Here is a 16005-nt window from a genome sequence, read left to right on the forward strand (position 1 = left end):
CAGGGATGGTTGCCGGTCGGTGGCCTGCGCTTTTTGTGCACTGCTGGCATGTCGTCTCCGAGCAGGATCCTGGGGTTCCCCTCTTCGAGAGGAGAAAGACGCGAGTTCATGCATCGAGCTAAAATATTCGGCGGAAAGATCCGGTGTCTTGCTCGGGTTCTGGGATCAGGTAGCCGAAGCTCGGGGAGGTGAGATTCCGCTCTGGCCTTTGGTGCAGCTTCCCATCCTCTCCCCGATGGATCCGTGGCGCTGGCATGGTTTTCTCGTTCAACGAATCCCAAATCCGTCGTTATGCCCGGCATATCGTGTTGCCTGGGGTGGGCGGGCGGGGGCAACGCCGGCTCCTCCAGAGCCGGGTTCTGATCATCGGCGCAGGCGGCCTGGGTTGTCCCATCGCCCTCTATCTTGCCGCCGCGGGGGTGGGCGTTATCGGGATCATCGACGATGATGTAGTGGATCTCAGCAACCTCCAGCGGCAGATCCTTTTCCGAACCGAGGATGTGGGCCGCCCGAAGGCCGAGGTCGCCCAAGAGCGGCTGCAAGCCCTCAACCCGGATGTCCGCGTGATCCCCTACGTGGAACGGTTCACGGCGGCCAATGCGCGCCGGCTGGTGGCCGGATACGATCTGATCCTGGATGGAAGCGATAATTTCCCAACGAAATACTTGGCCAACGATGTCTGTGTTTGGGAGGGCAAGCCACTGATCTGGGGAGCCGTTTTCCAGTATGAGGGCCAGATCGGCATGGTGCCTCCAGGCGGACGGCCATGCTATCGTTGTCTTCTGCCCACCCCGCCGCCTCCCGATCAGGTTCCGGATTGCCAGCAGGCCGGCGTCTTCGGGGCGCTGCCTGGGATCATCGGCGCGATGCAGGCCTTTGAGGCGCTGAAGTGGCTGCTGGGCCTGGGCCCATCCCTGGCCGGCCGCCTCCTCGCCTTCGACGGGCTCCGCGCGGAATGGCTGGCCGTCCGGGTGGAACGCCGTCCGGATTGCCCGGTGTGCGGCGATCATCCGACGCTCTTTGAGCCCATCGATTACGAAATGTTCTGTGGGGTCTCCCGCTGATCTCCGTGGGCCCGACGAAGAAGGGGTGAGGCATTCCCCTTCATTCGATCGAGCGCAACGCTATTTTCTCAGGGAGAAGGAACCTCACCATGCCTTCACCCAGATGGGAAACCCTGGATGGCCTTTCCATCGGGGCCTATCGGATTCAAGTCCGGGAGGAAGGATCGGCCGGGACGGCCGGGCAGCGCTATCTGGCTTTTTACCTGGAGCGGGAGGGGCTCCGTTCCGATCGGCCGATCCTGCGGGGTCTTTATGCGGAGCCTCGTCCCCGACCGATCCCGGGATGGCTGGATGGCTTCTTTCGCAACCCGATCCCCTTTCAGGGACAACTGGTGGAGCTCAACGACGCCGATCTCCAGGAGTTCTTCCGAGCAATCGGCACATTGATCCCGCCCGGGGGATGGCTGGCCCTGGCCTATGAGACGTTCGGCGAATCCCTGGCGATCCATCAGGAAACCGAACAGGCGCTCCGGCTGGGGGTCCCCCCGATCCTGACACCGCTGGGGATGTGCCTGTTCTATGCCGACTGCGCCTTTCCGATTCGGGACTGGTCGATTGCAGAGGGGTGGCGGGAAGGGCCACGCAAGCTCCAGGGGTTCAGGCCCCGCGAGGAGGCACATTACCGGCGGCGGGCGGAGGCGTTGCGGGAGGAGATCCAGGCTTTCCTGCGCCGCACGCAGGGATCAACCCGTCCGGAGTTCCTGCGCGCCCGACATCGGGCGGAGCAGTTGCTCGCGGCGTGGCTTCCTCCCGAGGGGTGATGCTCCATGTGGGTGAGGGGGATAGGGGGGAAGTCGAGCGGGTTGCGCAGTCGCTTGCCCCCCAAACATGCCGGGATGCCTGGGCTATGCCTCTTCGCTCCCCTGCGAAATCGCCGAAGGGGCGATCCGGTGGGGGGAGCGGGATGCCCTCCTCCTATCCCTCAGCGTCCCAGGAAGAACTGTGCAGTCATTCGCGATAGATCTCGCATCATGCGAACGGCCTCCCCCCACTCCATCAAGAGGGGGCGATGCAGGAAAACCACCAGCACGTAATCGGACGGGCCGGCCATGACGATCCCAGCGTCCGCGCGTGTTTCGTTCGTCCATCCCGGACGGTGGGCGAAGGTGAGGCCGGGGGGGAGACCTGCGGCCAAGAGGGTCGGCTGGCCTTGCGCGTCGATCAGACGATTTTGCGCCATCGCCTCTATGATCAACTGGCACTCGCCCGGCTCTATCGCCCCTTCGAAAGCCAGCAGCAAAGGCCCGCCATTGCGTGCGCATTGGTAAAGCATCTCCAGGAGCACTCCCATATCCTCCGGCGTGGTCTGCTGCTGAGGATCCGGACGGGTGGGGAGATCCGGACGACGGTTGGCGGGAGTGACCACGGCCGGTGGGGCGCCGGGTCGCTGGAAGGGCCATGCGAGGAAGGAGTTCGTCAGCCCCAGCTCCCGAAGGAGCGCCGTGACCTGCTCCGCTCCTTTTGCTGGATCGCCCTCGCCGAGCTCGGTGAGGAGCTCTTGAAGGGCGGTGAGAGCCGTTTCATCTGTCAACATTTGGAACACCCGGGCGCGGCGGGCCTCATCATGGGCTAAGTCCCGACTCCGGGCGACGGCCAGGGCCACAGGCAGGCGCATGACCCCGACGCCGGAGAACGCCAGATCCCCGTTGTGCATCCAGGTCTGCCCGCTTCGCAGATCTTTCACAAAGATCCCAGCCGTTCCATCGAAGGATTGCAGATAGGCCTCAAAGAACCGTCCCAAGGCGGTTATGGAGAGGGCGGGCGCGGGCTTTTCGTCCACCACCAGTGTCACCTCGCGAGGGATGGCCTGGGCCAGCGCCGCCTGGAGCCGTTCGGCGGAGAGGCTGATGTTCAGCACGTGGCCTGGCCGGCCCGGGAGGAACGTGAAACGCTCGAGATCCGGCTGGGGCTCCACCGGCGGCTCATCATACCGTCGGGCGACCTCCAGCAACCAGAGACGGATCCGTTCCGGGGAGACCTGGATAGCGATGGGGAGATCCCGCGGGGGTGGAGGCTGACGGAACAGAAACTGCAGGAAGGCCACCGGGCGCTGGCGTTCCGTTAGAGCCTCCCGCAGGAGCCTCCGGCTGGCCTCCCGATCCAGCCGCACTTCGAGATCGGTGGGATCCAGCATCAGGATCTGATCGCGGTAGTGCACCTGGAGGGGAGTCTTCAGGGCCTGTTCCACGGCATCCAGAGCTTCTTCCACCGAACGGCCACCCACGACCAGCCCGGCCACTGTCCAGGTGCGGGGGATCCGCTGAAGCTCCTGTTGGAAAAGGGCGAACTGCCAGACCAGAAACCCCACCAGCAGGCCCGCCGTTCCCCAGCTCAGCCAGCGGTTCAGTGAACGTAGCATCCCGTCCGCCTCCGAATCCACTGTTGAAGTGTTGAAGCAAGCGCCCTGTTGATCCTCCCTATTATATCTGCGGATCTTTCCTCTCCTCAGGGAGCGGATGCCCTCCGGCTCGAAGGCGGGGCCGCGTCAACCATCGGCCCGCACGGCGCCGCCGGATCTCCCCCTAAAGGATACGGGGCCCAGCTCGCTGGGGAAAGGATCCCGCGGAGCGCGAACCGCTCTGGACCCCTCTCCCAAATCTTGACAGTCCGGGCAGCCTCGCATATCATGGGTTCGTGCATTAAATCTAACTTTAAATTTAGATTTGGGCCGCTGGATGGAAGGGATCCCGGAGATCGGGGGATTGCACCATGTGACGGCCATCGCGGGAGATCCGCAGGGGAACCTGCGGTTCTACCGGGAGGTCTTAGGGTTACGGCTGGTCAAGCGCACCGTGAATTTTGATGATCCGGGAACCTACCACCTGTATTACGGGGATGCCCTGGGCCGGCCGGGGACCTTGCTGACGTTCTTTCCGTGGCCCGGGGCGCGCCCGGGGCAGGTCGGTGCGGGGCAGGTTGTCGCGATCGCCTTCACGATCCCGGAGGCCGCCATTGGTTACTGGCAGGAGCGGTTGCATTCCCATGGGGTCGCTGTGGAGCGCATCGCGCCGCGTTTTCAAGAGGAGGAGGTGGTCCTGGGGTTTCGGGACCCCGATGGCCTGGCCCTGGAGCTGGTCGCTCATCCCCGGGCGAAGGAACGTGCGGGCTGGCCGGATGGGCCGGTTCCGCCGGATTATGCGATCCGAGGCCTTCATGCGGTGACCCTTCTGGAGGCGGTCGCCGAACTCACGCTTCGTTTTCTGATCGAGGAAATGGGGTTCCGAGTGGAGCGGGAGGAGGGGAATCGGATCCGACTGCAGGTCGGCCCAGGGGGTCCAGGGGCGTGGATGGATCTCCGGATCGATCCTCGGGCCTCCCGGGGCCGCGTGGCAGTGGGGACCGTGCATCACGTGGCCTGGCGGGTTCGCAACGAGGCCGAGCAGGGCGCCTGGCGGCTTCATTTGCAGGCGCGGGGGCTTTATGTCACCCCGGTGATGGACCGGAAGTATTTCCGCTCGATCTATTTCCGGGAGCCCGGCGGGGTGCTCTTCGAGATGGCCACGGATCCGCCGGGGTTCACGATGGATGAGCCACCGGAACATCTGGGGACGGGCCTGATGTTGCCGGACTGGCTGGAGCCCCAGCGGGGCGAGATCGAGCGGGCGCTGCCGCCTCTGGAGGCCCCTTAAAGCCAACGGCCCACGGATGGACCAAAGGGCAAGCTGAGAAAGGGGGGCAGAGCGATGGATCGCCTGGAGGATCTTCCAACGCGCGCGGGGGAGCGGCCGTTGACGCGCTGCTCGATGCCCCACCAGCAGCTCACCCAGAACGCCCCGCGGGCGCTGCAGGAAGCGCTGTTCGAACGGGCGCGGGCCCTGCCGGGCGTTCGGGTGGCCCCCAGTCGGATCTCCGTTCCTGGAGCCCGGGCGTTTTACCTGGACCCGGAGCGAGCGCGGGGCCCAGCGGAGGCTTTTGTGTTCGGTTATGAGTTCGCCCATCTCCATCCCCCCTACGATGGAAGCCTGCATCTATCGCTGCCGCCCAAGCTGGCGGAACGAGTGGTGGAGCGCGGATGGGGGGAATTCCACCCCCTGGTTGCCCCGGGTGTGTTGCCCCCGACCGTTGTGATGGTGTATGGGCCGCGGGATGAGGCGGAGCTGGAGGTGGTATGGCGGATCCTCCAGGCCAGCTACGCTTTCGCGCGCGGCGAAGGAGTGGAGTCGGTCCAGGCCCAGAAAGGAGACCGAAACAAATGAGGGAGCGCATTGGGTTACCCGAGAATACCCATATCGGTGGGGTTCACCTTCAGATCCGAGATCTGGGGCGGTCCCTGGCCTTCTACCGGGACCTTCTGGGGTTCCAGGAGGTTGGGCGGGAGGGCACCACCGTCCTCTTGTCCGCGCCGGGATCGCGATCCCCGTTGCTGGCGCTGACGGAGCGCCGGGACGCGCGGCCGAAGCCGCCGCGGACGACCGGGTTATATCACGTGGCGATCCGGCTGCCGACTCGGCGGGATCTAGCCCGGGTGTTCCGCCGGCTGCTGGAACACGGATGGCCGTTCCAGGGCTTCTCGGATCACGGCGTCAGTGAAGCCCTTTATCTTCCCGATCCGGATGGGAACGGCCTGGAGCTCTATCGGGATCGGCCGCGGGAGCAGTGGCCCTGGCGTGGCGGACGCCTGGCAATGGTCACGGCGCCTCTGGATGTAGAGGACCTGCTTCGCGAAGCGACCGCCGAGTCTTGGGAAGGGCTTCCGGTCGGGACGGATATCGGGCACATCCATTTGCATGTGGCGGACCTGGATGAGGCGGAGGCGTTTTACAGTGGGATCCTGGGCCTGGCGGTGACGCAGCGGGACTATCCCGGGGCACGGTTTTTCGCCGCTGGGGGTTATCACCATCACGTGGGGACGAACCTTTGGGCCGGTCGAGGTGTGCCCCCACCGCCTCCAGAGGCGGTTGGGCTCCGCGCCTTCGCCCTGGTGGTCCCGGAGGAAGCGGCCTGGGCGGGAATCCGGGAGCGGGCGATCGCCGCTGGCCTCTCGATTCGAGAAGGGCCTGGTGTCCTCTTCCTGCGGGATCCCTCCGGCAACGCTGTGCAGGTCACCATGGAGGACCGTTTCGTCCTGGAAGGATCCGGCGGCGGGGAACGTGCCGGTCGCAGCGGTTTTGCTTCCTCCTGAAACTAAGGCCGGTGAGGGTGGGTATCCGGGAGTTGGAGGCGCAGGCCCCTCATGGCTTCGCGAATGGGGCGTCCCTTGCGGGGCGCAGGAGGAGATTCCGGCGGGTCTGCGGAGGCGGATCCCGTCCGAGGGAAGTCCGGGACGATCCCGCCTGGGCTTCCCCCGGGCGAACCCTCAGGGTTTGCCTCTCTGATCATCCCTGTTCTCACGGAGGTGCACCATGGAGGTCCTGTTCCTCATTGGTCGGATCATCGTCGGGGTCTATTATCTGTTCAACGCGGCCAACCATCTGATCATGGGTACAGAGCAGTTGACCCAGTATGCCCGGTATAAGGGGGTGCCTGCTCCCCGCTGGGCAGTCATTGTCGCTGGGCTCCTGTTGCTGATCGGCGGCCTGAGCCTCCTGCTCGGCATCTATCCAGGCATCGGGGTGCTCAGCCTGGTCCTGTTTTTCCTGCCTGTGACCTTCAAGATGCACAACTTCTGGGCGGTGCAGGACCAGCAGCAGAGGATGATGGAGATGGTGAACTTCACTAAGAATCTGGCCCTGATGGGCTCGGCGTTGATGTTCCTGATGATCGAGCGCTGGCCGTTCAGTTTAATCCCGCAGTTGTGGCCGTGAGGGGTTGAAGGGCAAAGGGCACGCGGTTCTGAGGCGTGCCCTTTGCTGATCTCTTCTCTCCGGCTTTCCCGGAGGGATACCGGGACCGATCGGGCAGGAGGGAGCCATGGCCTTCTACCTGGTGCGCGCGCGGTTGTGGATGGAGCGGGGGGAGTTTCGGAGGCTGCGGCCGTTCGGTTTGGCGCTGACCGCCTCCCTGGAGAACGCCCGCTGGGATCCGGAGACCGATGAGGCGGTGTGGGAGGAGGAGGATTACTGTTCCCCGCCGCTGGCCATCTCAAACAGGGATGGATGACAGAGGCTCGCTTCTGCCGCGGGCTTGCTGGATGTGCAAGGATGCCATCCGACTCTCTCCCAGGGTCGTTGGCTGGTTCGAACTCATCCTCCGGCCCAGAGTTGACAGCCCAGTAGCCCTTGGTCACAATCGGCGTGGGCGCTCCGCCCCGTGGAGGCAAGGCGCATGTTCACGATCTGGACGCTGGGGCATTCGAACCGAGGGCTGGAGGAGTTCCTCGGGCTCCTTCGAGTTCACTGGGTGGAGTGGGTGATCGATGTGCGGCGGTTCCCCTTCTCCCGGCGGCATCCTCATTTCTCTGGGTCTGCCCTCGCTGCGGCCCTGGCCGCCGCCGGGATCGGCTACCTCCATCTGCCGGAGCTGGGTGGGCGGCGTGCTCCCCGCCCGGATTCTCCCCACATCGCCTGGCGGACGCCGGGGTTCCGCGCGTATGCCGATCATATGGAGAGCGAGGACTTCCGGCGGGGGCTGGAGCGGGTGATCGAGGAGGCCCAGCGCTCCCGGGTTGCGCTGATGTGCGCCGAGCGGGTTCCCTGGCGCTGCCACCGGCGGCTCATCGCTGACGCGCTGACGGCGCGGGGGATCCGGGTGGAGCACATCCTGGATTGGGACCGCTGGGTCCCGCATCAGCTTCCCTCGTGGGCGCGCCTGGAGGAAGGGCGGCTGGTCTACGATGGATTTCCCGCACCATGCGGAGTGCAAGGGGATCTGTTCCCGGGGGATTGACGGAGATGTCATCGCGCGCGAGGGATCTTGGGAAAGCGGGGCGAGTTTCCATCGTGGAGACGGAAGGCGCTCCCCATCGTCTGCGGGTCACGGCCGGTCTGATCCTGGGGCTGTTCCTGGCGGCCCTGGAGGCCACCGTGGTGGCCACCGCCATGCCGCGGGTGATTCAGGAGTTAGGGGGAGTTTCGCTCTACAGCCTGCCCTTCGCCCTGTATCTGCTGCTGGCCACGGTCTCTGGGCCGATCTGGGGCCGGGCCTCGGATCTATATGGCCGGCGACGTCTGTATCTAATGGCGGTGAGCATCTTTCTGCTGGGCTCCGCCCTCAGCGGGGCAGCGCGATCGATGGGGATGCTGATCGGGGCGCGCGCGCTTCAGGGGTTGGGCGGCGGAGGCCTGCAAACGCTGACCTTCACACTGGTGGGGGAGCTCTATCCGTTGCGGGATCGGGCGCGGGTGCAGGGCTGGATCAGCGGGGTGTGGGGGTTCTCTGCCCTGGTGGGGCCTCTGGTCGGCGGGTTGATTGTCGATCATTTCTCGTGGCGATGGGTTTTCTATTTGAACCTGCCCTTCGGGCTTGCGGCGATGTCACTGGTGGGCTGGGGGATCCCAGAGGCTCGACGGAAGTCGGGGGCGCAAGTGGATCTGGGGGGCGCGGCGTTGTTCGCCTTGGGGGCTGGGGCCCTGATCTATGGCCTGGAGTTGGAATTCCCGCCCGCCCTGGTCCTGGCTGCTCTGGTCATAATTAGCTTCGCGATCTTCGAGCGACACCAGGTCTTTCCTTTGATTCCCTTTCCTGCTCTGCGCCGGCCGTTTGCCTTCCGGGGCTTCCTGGGGAACCTCCTCGGGGGGATGGCGTTCTTTGGGATGACGGCTTTTATTCCGCTCTTCGCTCAGAGCGCGCGAGGGCAGAGCGCGACGATCAGCGGGTTATTGCTATCCCCGATGACCGTGGGATGGACGGTCAGCAGCGTGCTGACTGCCCGGTGGTTGCCCCGCTGGGGGCCCCGGCCGCTGGCCCGCTGGGGGCCGGTCGCGATGGCGGCCGGGTTTGGGGTGTGGGCGATGGCGCAACAGGCGCCCCTGCCGCTTCTGGCCCTCACGGGCCTGGTCGTGGGCGCTGGGATGGGCGTGATGATGCTCGCCCTCCTGGTCTGCGCTCAGGAGGAGGCTCCACGGGAAGTCCTCGGGATCGTCACCGGCATGTTGCTGTTCGCCCGCAACATCGGCGGGTCGATGGGGGCAGCGGCGATGGGGGCGGTGCTGGGCTCTGCTCTCACAGCGGGCGGAGAAGCGCTCTTAAGGGCCTTCTGGAAAATCCCGGCCCTGGCTCTAGGGCTATCGATAGGGCTGCTGGCGATCGGCCTGAGCGTGCCGGATCTTCCAGAGCGGACCGCTGGGCCTCTGGGAGAACCGGAGCTGGGGGTGGAGATCGAGAAGTAGCGCGTTGCCCGGTTCCTTCCTGAGGCTATGGGGCTGCAGGGAGCGCTTTCCCTCCGCGGGAAGTGGGGAGGCTGGTCGTTACCCTGGGACAGAGCGCCGGCATCCCGGATTACCTGAATCCTAGCAAGGATCCAAAATGGAGCGGGAAGAGCGATTGTGGACGATTGGAGAAGTGGTTCATCATCTGCAGGAGCGTTTCCCGGATGTAACGCCGAGCAAGCTGCGTTACTGGGAGAAAGCCGGCCTAATCCGTCCCCGGCGCACCCAGGGGGGGCATCGCCTGTATTGCCCGATGGATGTGGAGCGGCTGGTTCTGATCCTGAACCTGCGGGCGCGCCATCGGCTTCCCCTTCCCGTGGTGCGGGCGTTGCTGGATCGTCTGGAAGAGGACCCAGCGCTGAACCTGGGCGCGGTGGAGGCGCTGCTACAGGTACTGCAGGAATCCGGTGGGAAGCTTGCTGCGCTGACGGCCGAGCAAGCCGCTCGGCAGGCGGGGATCTCCATGGAGCAGCTCCGCCGGATGGAGGCCCTGGGCCTTCTTCCGGATGGAAGCTCGGGCGAAGAACGGCGCTACAATCCGGAGGATGTGGCGCTGATGCGGGTGGTGCGGGATCTCGAGGCCATGGGGATCACGTGTCAGAACCTGGCTTTCTATGTGAAGCTGGTTCGCGCCCAGGTCCGCCATGATATATCGCTATACGCTCCGCTGGTGGGGGATCTGGATACCGATGCCGAGCGCATCGGTCGCTTCCGGGAGCTTCATCATCTGATCCAGACGCTGATCGGCCTGCTTTACCGCAAGTATGTGCGCCGCGCGTTGATGCGGCGCTGGCTGCGTCGCAGGGCTCGCTCCGCGTAGGGTTGCGATCGGGAATTTTTCTCCCCCTCCTCACGGCCCGAAGGGTCACGGGGAAAGGTGATCTCTGCCGCTCTTCAAAGATCCAAGGGAGGATGGGGTGCGCGAGGCCTTGCAGACCTTTTTTACGATCAATCGGGTCGTTGTGTATTCCATTTACGGCCAGGTCTTCTTCACTATGGGGGTGATCCTGGCCGTTCAAAGCCTACACCACAGCCGGCTGCGGCTGGCACAGGCGCTCCCCTGGCTGGCCCTTTTCGGGATCCTGCACGGTCTCCACGAGTGGGGCGATGTGTTTATTCCCATCCAGGCGACCTATCTGCCCGCCTTTCTGACCAAGCTGCTGCACATCGCCCAGGTTTTTCTCCTGGCGCTCTCCTTCCTTTGCTTGTTTCAGTTTGGGATTGCCATGCTTAGCCCTCTGCCTTCCCCATGGCGTTGGGTCTTCTGGCTTCCTGTGGGGATATTCCTGGTGTGGTTGTTAGGTCCCTTCTACATCGGCCTCGCGTTGATCCCGGAGATCACGGATTGGCATGCTACGGCTTCCGCCCTGGCGCGCTATAGCCTGGGACTCCCGGGCGGGTTGCTGGCCGCTTATGGCCTTCGGGTCCACGCTCATCGCCACATCGCCCCGCTGGATTTGCCGGATATCTTCCGAACCCTCCGGATCGCCGGGCTGGCGATGGCAGGATATGGGATCGCGGGGGGACTCCTGGGGCCTGCTGTGTCCTTTTTCCCGGGGAATCTTCTCCATGAGGATGTGGTGTTCCAGGCTGTAGGCGTCCCGATGCCGGTCTGGCGTTCCATTCTGGGCCTGATCCTGCTGATCGCCCTCCTCCGTTCCATAGAAGTTTTTCAGGTGGAAATCGATCACCGGTTGGAGGAGATGGAGCGGGCGAATATCCTCGCTCTGGAGCGGGAGCGGATCGGGCGGGACCTCCATGACCGTATTCTCCAGCAAATTTATGCTGCTGGGCTGCTCGCGGAGGTCCTGCGCGAACAGTACGGGTCCAGTGCGTCGATGAGCGAGGTTCTGGATCGAATCCTGCTCTCTCTGAACCGGGCGATCGAAGACATCCGGATTTACATTTCGACCTTGCAGGGCATCTCTCGGCCCGGACATCTGCGCTCATTGCTGGAGGAGATCATTCGGGATCCCCGCTTCCGGAGCCTGATCGATATCGAGGCGCGGATTGAGGTTCCGGATCTGACCCTGGAGCCCGAGCAGGCGGCTCACCTGGCGGCTATCCTGATCGAAGCGTTTAGCAACGTGATCCGTCACGCGCGCGTCCGTCGGGCGCTCCTGGAGGCCCGGATGGAAAATGGCCACCTGCGGATCGGGATTCGTGATGAAGGGGTGGGAATGCGCCCGGATCATCCAGTGGGGATAGGCTTGCGGACCATGCAGGAGCGCGCGCGGCTGCTGGGAGGGGTCTTACGCATTGAGAGCCAACCGGGAGAGGGAACGACGGTATGGCTGGAGTTGCCGGTGGAGCGCAAAGGATGAGGCGGCTGCGGCTCCTGGTAGTGGATGATCATGAGGTCGTGCGGCTGGGGTTGCGATTGCTGTTGCAGAACCGGCCGGATTTCGAACTGGTGGGGGAGGCGGAGAACGGGGCGCAGGCTCTGGCGCTAGTGGAGCGCCTGCGCCCTGACCTGGTGATCCTCGATGTTCGCCTTCCGGATCGGGATGGCTTGGAAGTCTGCCGGGAGATCACGGAGCGATTCCCTGGCATTCGGGTTCTCATCCTGACGGCCTATCCGGATGAAGCGTTCATTGTGCGGGCGATCGAGGCGGGGGCCTCCGGATACGTTTTGAAGCGGGCGGGGAGCCGGGAGCTCATGGAGGCTCTGGAAGCTTTGGCTCGAGGCGAGGCCATTCTGGATCCTGCGATCACCCGTAAGGTGCTGGAGCAATTCCGGCAACGGGCGCGGGCGGCTCAGGCGGATGCCTTCAAAGATCTCACGCCGCGGGAGCGATTGATCCTGGCCCGCATTGCGGAGGGCAAGACCAACAAAGAGATCGCGGAGGAGCTCTATCTGACCGAGAAGACGGTGCGGAACTATGTCAGCATCATCCTGGATAAGCTGGGGGTCTCCAACCGGGTGGAGGCGGCGGCTTATGCCCTTAAGCACCGCATTCACGATTTCATTTAAGCCAGAGGGGTGCTGCTGGCGTCTTGTAGAGGACTTTCGGGGGCCGCAGGAGCGCCTTCAGCGCCCCCGCGGCCAGCGTGGAGTGTTCTCCAGGCCTCGGGTAGGGGGAGAAGTCAGACCGCCGGAGTCGGATCAGAACACATAAGGGGCCGTGATGGGATTCCGCTTCAGCGCCCGCCACTCGGACTCCTCCACCGGCCGCGGCGGATCTCGCTCTGCGTCCACTGGACACAGGAAGCCGAAGGGCTCATCGCTATCGTTGATCCAGCGATGAGGCACCTCGGGGGGCACGTAGACCACATCAAAGGGGGTCACTTCGAACACCTCGGGGCCCACGAGGGCCTTGCCTCGGCCCCGAATGACGATGATGAAATGGACATGCTGATGTTTCTCCAGGCTGGAGTAGCCCCCCGGAGCCAGCTCGAAGTAGCGAAGCTGGAATCGACAGGGAGCCTCCGGGGGGCCGCCGATGACGAACCGGGTCACCCCTCGCCAGCCGAACCCTCGTTCCTCTCCGAGGCTGAACTTATAGGCCTGCGGCTCAATCCCTTCCCATCGGAATCGCTCTGGATGGAACGGGATCCGACGGCCGGTTCCCAGCAGCTCTCGAACCGCGGGATCGCTCATTGCGTGCGCCTCCATTCAGACAGATCACTTGAGCTATTTTAACGCTCCTGTTAAATTGAGGGGAAATACGCGGGAGGGATCCGATGGCGGAGCGGATGCTGGCGGCGCGTCTGTATGGGCCAGGGGATCTGCGGCTGGAGGAGATCCCTGTGCCGGAGCCTGGACCGGGCGAGGTGATTCTCCGGGTGGAGCGCGCCCTTACCTGTGGCACGGATCTCAAGATCTTCCGCCGGGGGCATCATCCGGCTCTGGGGTCGTTGCCTTCCCTGTTCGGCCATGAAGTGGCTGGGGAGGTCATTGCGGTCGGGGAAGGCGTGCTGGATTTCCGTCCGGGGATGCGGGTGGTGGCAGCCAATTCCGCGCCGTGTGGTTCCTGCCGATTCTGTCAGCGAGGGGAATTCAGCCTGTGCCCGAACCTCACCTTCTTCTTCGGCGCCTTCGCCCAGTATGCCCGGATCCCCGCACCGATCGTCCGGGTCAATCTGTATCCGATTCCCGATCACCTCTCTGCGGCGGTTGCGGCGTTGGTGGAGCCTCTGGCGTGTGCCCTGCGCGGCATTGAGGCGGCGGAAATCGAGCCCGGATCCACTGTCCTGGTGATGGGTGGGGGTTCCCTCGGGCTGATGCTGGCCCACCTGGCCAAATCCCGGGGGGCGTGGGTAGCCCTTTCCGATCCCCATCCCGAGCGTCGGGAGGCTGCGCGAGGCATCGGTGTGGATCTAACGCTGGATTCCCGGGAGGATGTCCGCGCCGCGCTTCAACAGGCCCTCGGGGAGCTGCCGGAGGTCGTGATCGAGGCGGTGGGACGTGTGGAGACGTGGGAGGCCGCTGCGGACACGGTGCGGCCAGGCGGGCGGGTGATTCTATTCGGCGGGTGCCCGGTGGGCACGCGGGCTTCCTTTGATACGGCCCGCCTGCACTACGGGGAGCTCACCCTGCGGGGCGTTTTTCATCATCACCCCCGGTTCGTTCGCGCGGCGTTAAGTCTCCTGAGCGCCGGGCGGGTGCCCGTGGAGCATCTGATTAGCGGGGAGCTCCCGCTTGCGCGTCTGCTGGAGGCCTTCGAACGGATGGAGCGGCGTCAGGGGTTTAAGTTCGCGATCGATCCCTGGGCGGATGAGACCGGAACCCCGCGGGGTTCGCTCCCGCTTTCTGACATGACCCGGTGATGGGATTTAAGGGGCTTGGGCGAGGCGCCCAAGGCGCTATGCCCAGCCCTGATGGGACCCTCATGAGGTCGCCTGGCCTAACGGCCCTACCCTCCATTCTTCTTTCTCTTCTTTCAGCCGCTTCACGATCTGGCGATCCGTGTTCGGAAAGGGGTAGCGATCCAGCTCCTCGATCCGGACCCATCGGGCATCGGCGCAGCCTGCGGGCCGGAGAGTTCCCCCGACCCATCGACACCGGAAGACATGGAGCGTGATGCGCATGTGGGTGTAGGCATGCCGGATGGTCATCATCGGCTTCAGCACCTCCACCTCGATCCCCAGCTCCTCCCGGAGTTCCCGCTTCAGGCACTCCTCCAGGCTTTCCCCGGGTTCCACTTTGCCACCCGGGAATTCCCACAACCCGCCCAGCATGCTCTCCGTTGGGCGCTGGGCGATCAGCACGCGATCGCCATGCTGGATCACCCCCGCGGTCACATCATAATGGGGAAGGGGTCGACGAGGGGCCCGGATGGGAAACGCTTCCGGATTCCCCTGGTGGAAGGCCGCGCAGAAGGCTTGGAGGGGACATGCCCGGCAGCGCGGTGCCTTCGGCGTGCAGAGGGTGGCCCCCAGATCCATCAGCGCCTGATTGAAATCCCCCGCCTGGCCGCGCGGGAGAAGACGTTCCGCCAAGGCCTGCAGCCGACGCCGGCCCTCCGGCCGTCGGGGGTCCTCCGCCATCGCGAAGAGCCGCGTCAGCACTCGCACCCCGTTCCCATCGATGGCGGGGAGATCCTGCTCGAAGGCGATGCTGAGGACCGCGGCAGCGATGTAAGGGCCAACCCCGGGCAGGCGACGCCATTCTGGAAGCGTTTGAGGGAAGGACCCTCCGTATTCGTGCATCAGCATGCGGGCCGCGCGGTGCAGATGTCGTGCCCGCGCATAATACCCCAGCCCCTCCCAGGCCTTCAGCACCTCCTCCAACGGCGCGGCGGCCAGATCCTGCAGCGTGGGGAAGCGGGCGAGGAAGCGCTCATAGTAGGGGATCACCGTCTCCACCCGGGTTTGCTGGAGCATCACCTCGCCCACCCAGATGGCGTAGGGATCGCGCCGGCGACGCCAGGGCAGGTCCCGACGGTTCCCTCCATACCAATGCAGGAGCGCTTCCGTGATCTTCTCGTAGGGGGGTGTAGCCTTGGCGGATCCCATGGGCGGTTCGAACTGTTTTTCAATACGTTCGGAGGGGGACATAACAGCGGTAGGGGCGCACGGCCGTGCGCCCCTACTATGCGCAGTCCTGGCTCATCGCTCCCGCCGGATGTTTCGAACCACCCCCCATACGGAGGGTAGAAGGAGGGTGGCCAGGAAGAGTTTCAGCAAATCGCCGGGGATAAAGGGAAGCAATCCCAAGACCAGGGCCCCTTTCGGGCCGAGGAAGCCCCCGAGGAACATCGCAAGCCATGGGAGGCCAAACAGGTAAATCACGACGTTGCCAGCCAGCATCGCCAGGGCCGTCGAAAGGGGCCGGCGATCCCAGCCTCGTTCTGCCAGCCACCCGGTGACGAAGGCAGCGGCGATGAAGCCGATCAGATACCCCCCGGTGGGCCCTGTCAGCCGCTTCAGGCCAGCCGTTCCCCCGGCGAAGACCGGCAAGCCCAGGCTGCCTTCCAGAACGTAAGCAACCATGCTGAGGGCTCCCCGTCGACTTCCCAGCGCCGCGCCGGTGAGAAGCACGGCCAGGGTCTGGCCGGTAATGGGAACAGGGGTGAAGGGCAGAGGGATAGCGATCTGGGCCATCATGGCGGTGAACAGGCTGCCGATCAGGATCAGGAGAACATCCACCGCCCGCTGCTGCGCCCGGCTCCGGCGCAGCGCCTCCGGGAAAACGAGATCCGCGAGAACCATGGATGAATCCACCTCCTCCGGGCAGATTACAAGGCTCAATG

17 protein-coding genes are annotated in these 16005 nt (G+C 64.6%); 13 read left to right on the forward strand and 4 right to left on the reverse strand.

The window, feature by feature from the left end:
• Nucleotides 1-254: 254 nt before the first annotated feature.
• Both ACFMO3_RS02015 and ACFMO3_RS02020 read left to right on the forward strand, forming a co-directional pair.
• Complete coding sequence (locus ACFMO3_RS02015; RefSeq protein WP_376788764.1) at nt 255-1064, forward strand: ThiF family adenylyltransferase; 810 nt, start codon at nt 255-257, stop codon at nt 1062-1064.
• An 89-nt stretch (nt 1065-1153) separates the two neighbouring features.
• Nucleotides 1154-1825 (forward strand): DUF1122 family protein, encoded by a 672-nt coding sequence (locus ACFMO3_RS02020; protein WP_376788765.1) that lies wholly within the window; start codon nt 1154-1156, stop codon nt 1823-1825.
• Between the two features lie 161 nt (nt 1826-1986).
• Here ACFMO3_RS02020 and ACFMO3_RS02025 read toward each other — a convergent pair whose 3' ends face one another.
• The gene (locus ACFMO3_RS02025; RefSeq protein ID WP_376788766.1) at nt 1987-3423 is read right to left on the reverse strand and encodes a serine hydrolase; all 1437 of its coding nucleotides are present in this window, start codon (nt 3421-3423) and stop codon (nt 1987-1989) included.
• 316 nt (nt 3424-3739) lie between these two features.
• Between ACFMO3_RS02025 and ACFMO3_RS02030 the strand changes: the two genes are divergently transcribed.
• The 10 genes from ACFMO3_RS02030 to ACFMO3_RS02075 all read left to right on the forward strand — a co-directional run bounded on the left by ACFMO3_RS02030 (nt 3740) and on the right by ACFMO3_RS02075 (nt 12284).
• Nucleotides 3740-4693: a ring-cleaving dioxygenase gene (locus ACFMO3_RS02030; protein WP_376788767.1), complete on the forward strand. Its 954-nt coding sequence runs from the start codon at nt 3740-3742 to the stop codon at nt 4691-4693.
• Between the two features lie 54 nt (nt 4694-4747).
• Nucleotides 4748-5260 (forward strand): luciferase family protein, encoded by a 513-nt coding sequence (locus tag ACFMO3_RS02035; protein ID WP_376788768.1) that lies wholly within the window; start codon nt 4748-4750, stop codon nt 5258-5260.
• Complete coding sequence (locus ACFMO3_RS02040) at nt 5257-6186, forward strand: VOC family protein (RefSeq protein WP_376788769.1); 930 nt, start codon at nt 5257-5259, stop codon at nt 6184-6186. Before ACFMO3_RS02035 ends, ACFMO3_RS02040 begins: the two co-directional genes overlap by 4 nt.
• A 220-nt stretch (nt 6187-6406) precedes the next feature.
• The gene (locus tag ACFMO3_RS02045) at nt 6407-6808 is read left to right on the forward strand and encodes a DoxX family membrane protein (protein WP_376788770.1); all 402 of its coding nucleotides are present in this window, start codon (nt 6407-6409) and stop codon (nt 6806-6808) included.
• A gap of 106 nt (nt 6809-6914) precedes the next feature.
• A complete protein-coding gene (locus ACFMO3_RS02050) occupies nt 6915-7103 on the forward strand; it encodes a hypothetical protein (protein WP_376788771.1) in 189 nt (62 codons plus the stop codon).
• A 165-nt stretch (nt 7104-7268) separates the two neighbouring features.
• Nucleotides 7269-7829, forward strand: a complete 561-nt coding sequence (locus tag ACFMO3_RS02055) for a DUF488 family protein (RefSeq protein ID WP_376788772.1) — start codon at nt 7269-7271, stop codon at nt 7827-7829.
• Between the two features lie 53 nt (nt 7830-7882).
• Complete coding sequence (locus ACFMO3_RS02060; protein WP_376788773.1) at nt 7883-9271, forward strand: MDR family MFS transporter; 1389 nt, start codon at nt 7883-7885, stop codon at nt 9269-9271.
• 136 nt (nt 9272-9407) lie between these two features.
• Nucleotides 9408-10130, forward strand: a complete 723-nt coding sequence (locus ACFMO3_RS02065) for a MerR family transcriptional regulator (RefSeq protein ID WP_376788774.1) — start codon at nt 9408-9410, stop codon at nt 10128-10130.
• 97 nt (nt 10131-10227) lie between these two features.
• Nucleotides 10228-11634 (forward strand): sensor histidine kinase, encoded by a 1407-nt coding sequence (locus tag ACFMO3_RS02070; RefSeq protein WP_376788775.1) that lies wholly within the window; start codon nt 10228-10230, stop codon nt 11632-11634.
• Nucleotides 11631-12284, forward strand: coding sequence for a response regulator (locus ACFMO3_RS02075; RefSeq protein WP_376788776.1), 654 nt, complete (start codon nt 11631-11633; stop codon nt 12282-12284). Before ACFMO3_RS02070 ends, ACFMO3_RS02075 begins: the two co-directional genes overlap by 4 nt.
• 132 nt (nt 12285-12416) lie before the next feature.
• On the opposite strand, the gene ACFMO3_RS02080 is transcribed toward ACFMO3_RS02075, so the two are convergent.
• A complete protein-coding gene (locus tag ACFMO3_RS02080) occupies nt 12417-12911 on the reverse strand; it encodes a cupin domain-containing protein (protein WP_376788777.1) in 495 nt (164 codons plus the stop codon).
• A gap of 83 nt (nt 12912-12994) precedes the next feature.
• Between ACFMO3_RS02080 and ACFMO3_RS02085 the strand changes: the two genes are divergently transcribed.
• On the forward strand, nt 12995-14080 hold the full coding sequence (locus ACFMO3_RS02085) for a zinc-binding dehydrogenase (RefSeq protein ID WP_376788778.1): 1086 nt from the start codon (nt 12995-12997) through the stop codon (nt 14078-14080).
• A gap of 60 nt (nt 14081-14140) precedes the next feature.
• On the opposite strand, the gene mutY is transcribed toward ACFMO3_RS02085, so the two are convergent.
• Together mutY and ACFMO3_RS02095 are read right to left on the reverse strand one after the other, a co-directional pair.
• Nucleotides 14141-15268, reverse strand: coding sequence for an A/G-specific adenine glycosylase (gene mutY, locus ACFMO3_RS02090; protein ID WP_376788779.1), 1128 nt, complete (start codon nt 15266-15268; stop codon nt 14141-14143).
• Between the two features lie 93 nt (nt 15269-15361).
• Entirely contained in the window at nt 15362-15964 is a 603-nt protein-coding gene (locus ACFMO3_RS02095) for a biotin transporter BioY (protein WP_376788780.1), read from the reverse strand.
• Nucleotides 15965-16005: the final 41 nt, after the last annotated feature.

Origin of the sequence: Thermoflexus sp., assembly GCF_042408815.1 — a bacterium.
Lineage (GTDB): Bacteria > Chloroflexota > Anaerolineae > Thermoflexales > Thermoflexaceae > Thermoflexus.

Excerpts from the sequence above, each read along its gene's own strand:
- ACFMO3_RS02015 (WP_376788764.1), top strand. The coding sequence starts at position 255 with ATGGTTTTCTCGTTCAACGAATCCCAAATCCGTCGTTATGCCCGGCAT.
- ACFMO3_RS02020 (WP_376788765.1), top strand. The coding sequence starts at position 1,154 with ATGCCTTCACCCAGATGGGAAACCCTGGATGGCCTTTCCATCGGGGCC.
- ACFMO3_RS02025 (WP_376788766.1), bottom strand. The coding sequence starts at position 3,423 with ATGCTACGTTCACTGAACCGCTGGCTGAGCTGGGGAACGGCGGGCCTG.
- ACFMO3_RS02030 (WP_376788767.1), top strand. The coding sequence starts at position 3,740 with ATGGAAGGGATCCCGGAGATCGGGGGATTGCACCATGTGACGGCCATC.
- ACFMO3_RS02035 (WP_376788768.1), top strand. The coding sequence starts at position 4,748 with ATGGATCGCCTGGAGGATCTTCCAACGCGCGCGGGGGAGCGGCCGTTG.
- ACFMO3_RS02040 (WP_376788769.1), top strand. The coding sequence starts at position 5,257 with ATGAGGGAGCGCATTGGGTTACCCGAGAATACCCATATCGGTGGGGTT.
- ACFMO3_RS02045 (WP_376788770.1), top strand. The coding sequence starts at position 6,407 with ATGGAGGTCCTGTTCCTCATTGGTCGGATCATCGTCGGGGTCTATTAT.
- ACFMO3_RS02050 (WP_376788771.1), top strand. The coding sequence starts at position 6,915 with ATGGCCTTCTACCTGGTGCGCGCGCGGTTGTGGATGGAGCGGGGGGAG.
- ACFMO3_RS02055 (WP_376788772.1), top strand. The coding sequence starts at position 7,269 with ATGTTCACGATCTGGACGCTGGGGCATTCGAACCGAGGGCTGGAGGAG.
- ACFMO3_RS02065 (WP_376788774.1), top strand. The coding sequence starts at position 9,408 with ATGGAGCGGGAAGAGCGATTGTGGACGATTGGAGAAGTGGTTCATCAT.
- ACFMO3_RS02075 (WP_376788776.1), top strand. The coding sequence starts at position 11,631 with ATGAGGCGGCTGCGGCTCCTGGTAGTGGATGATCATGAGGTCGTGCGG.
- ACFMO3_RS02080 (WP_376788777.1), bottom strand. The coding sequence starts at position 12,911 with ATGAGCGATCCCGCGGTTCGAGAGCTGCTGGGAACCGGCCGTCGGATC.
- ACFMO3_RS02085 (WP_376788778.1), top strand. The coding sequence starts at position 12,995 with ATGGCGGAGCGGATGCTGGCGGCGCGTCTGTATGGGCCAGGGGATCTG.
- mutY (WP_376788779.1), bottom strand. The coding sequence starts at position 15,268 with ATGGGATCCGCCAAGGCTACACCCCCCTACGAGAAGATCACGGAAGCG.
- ACFMO3_RS02095 (WP_376788780.1), bottom strand. The coding sequence starts at position 15,964 with ATGGTTCTCGCGGATCTCGTTTTCCCGGAGGCGCTGCGCCGGAGCCGG.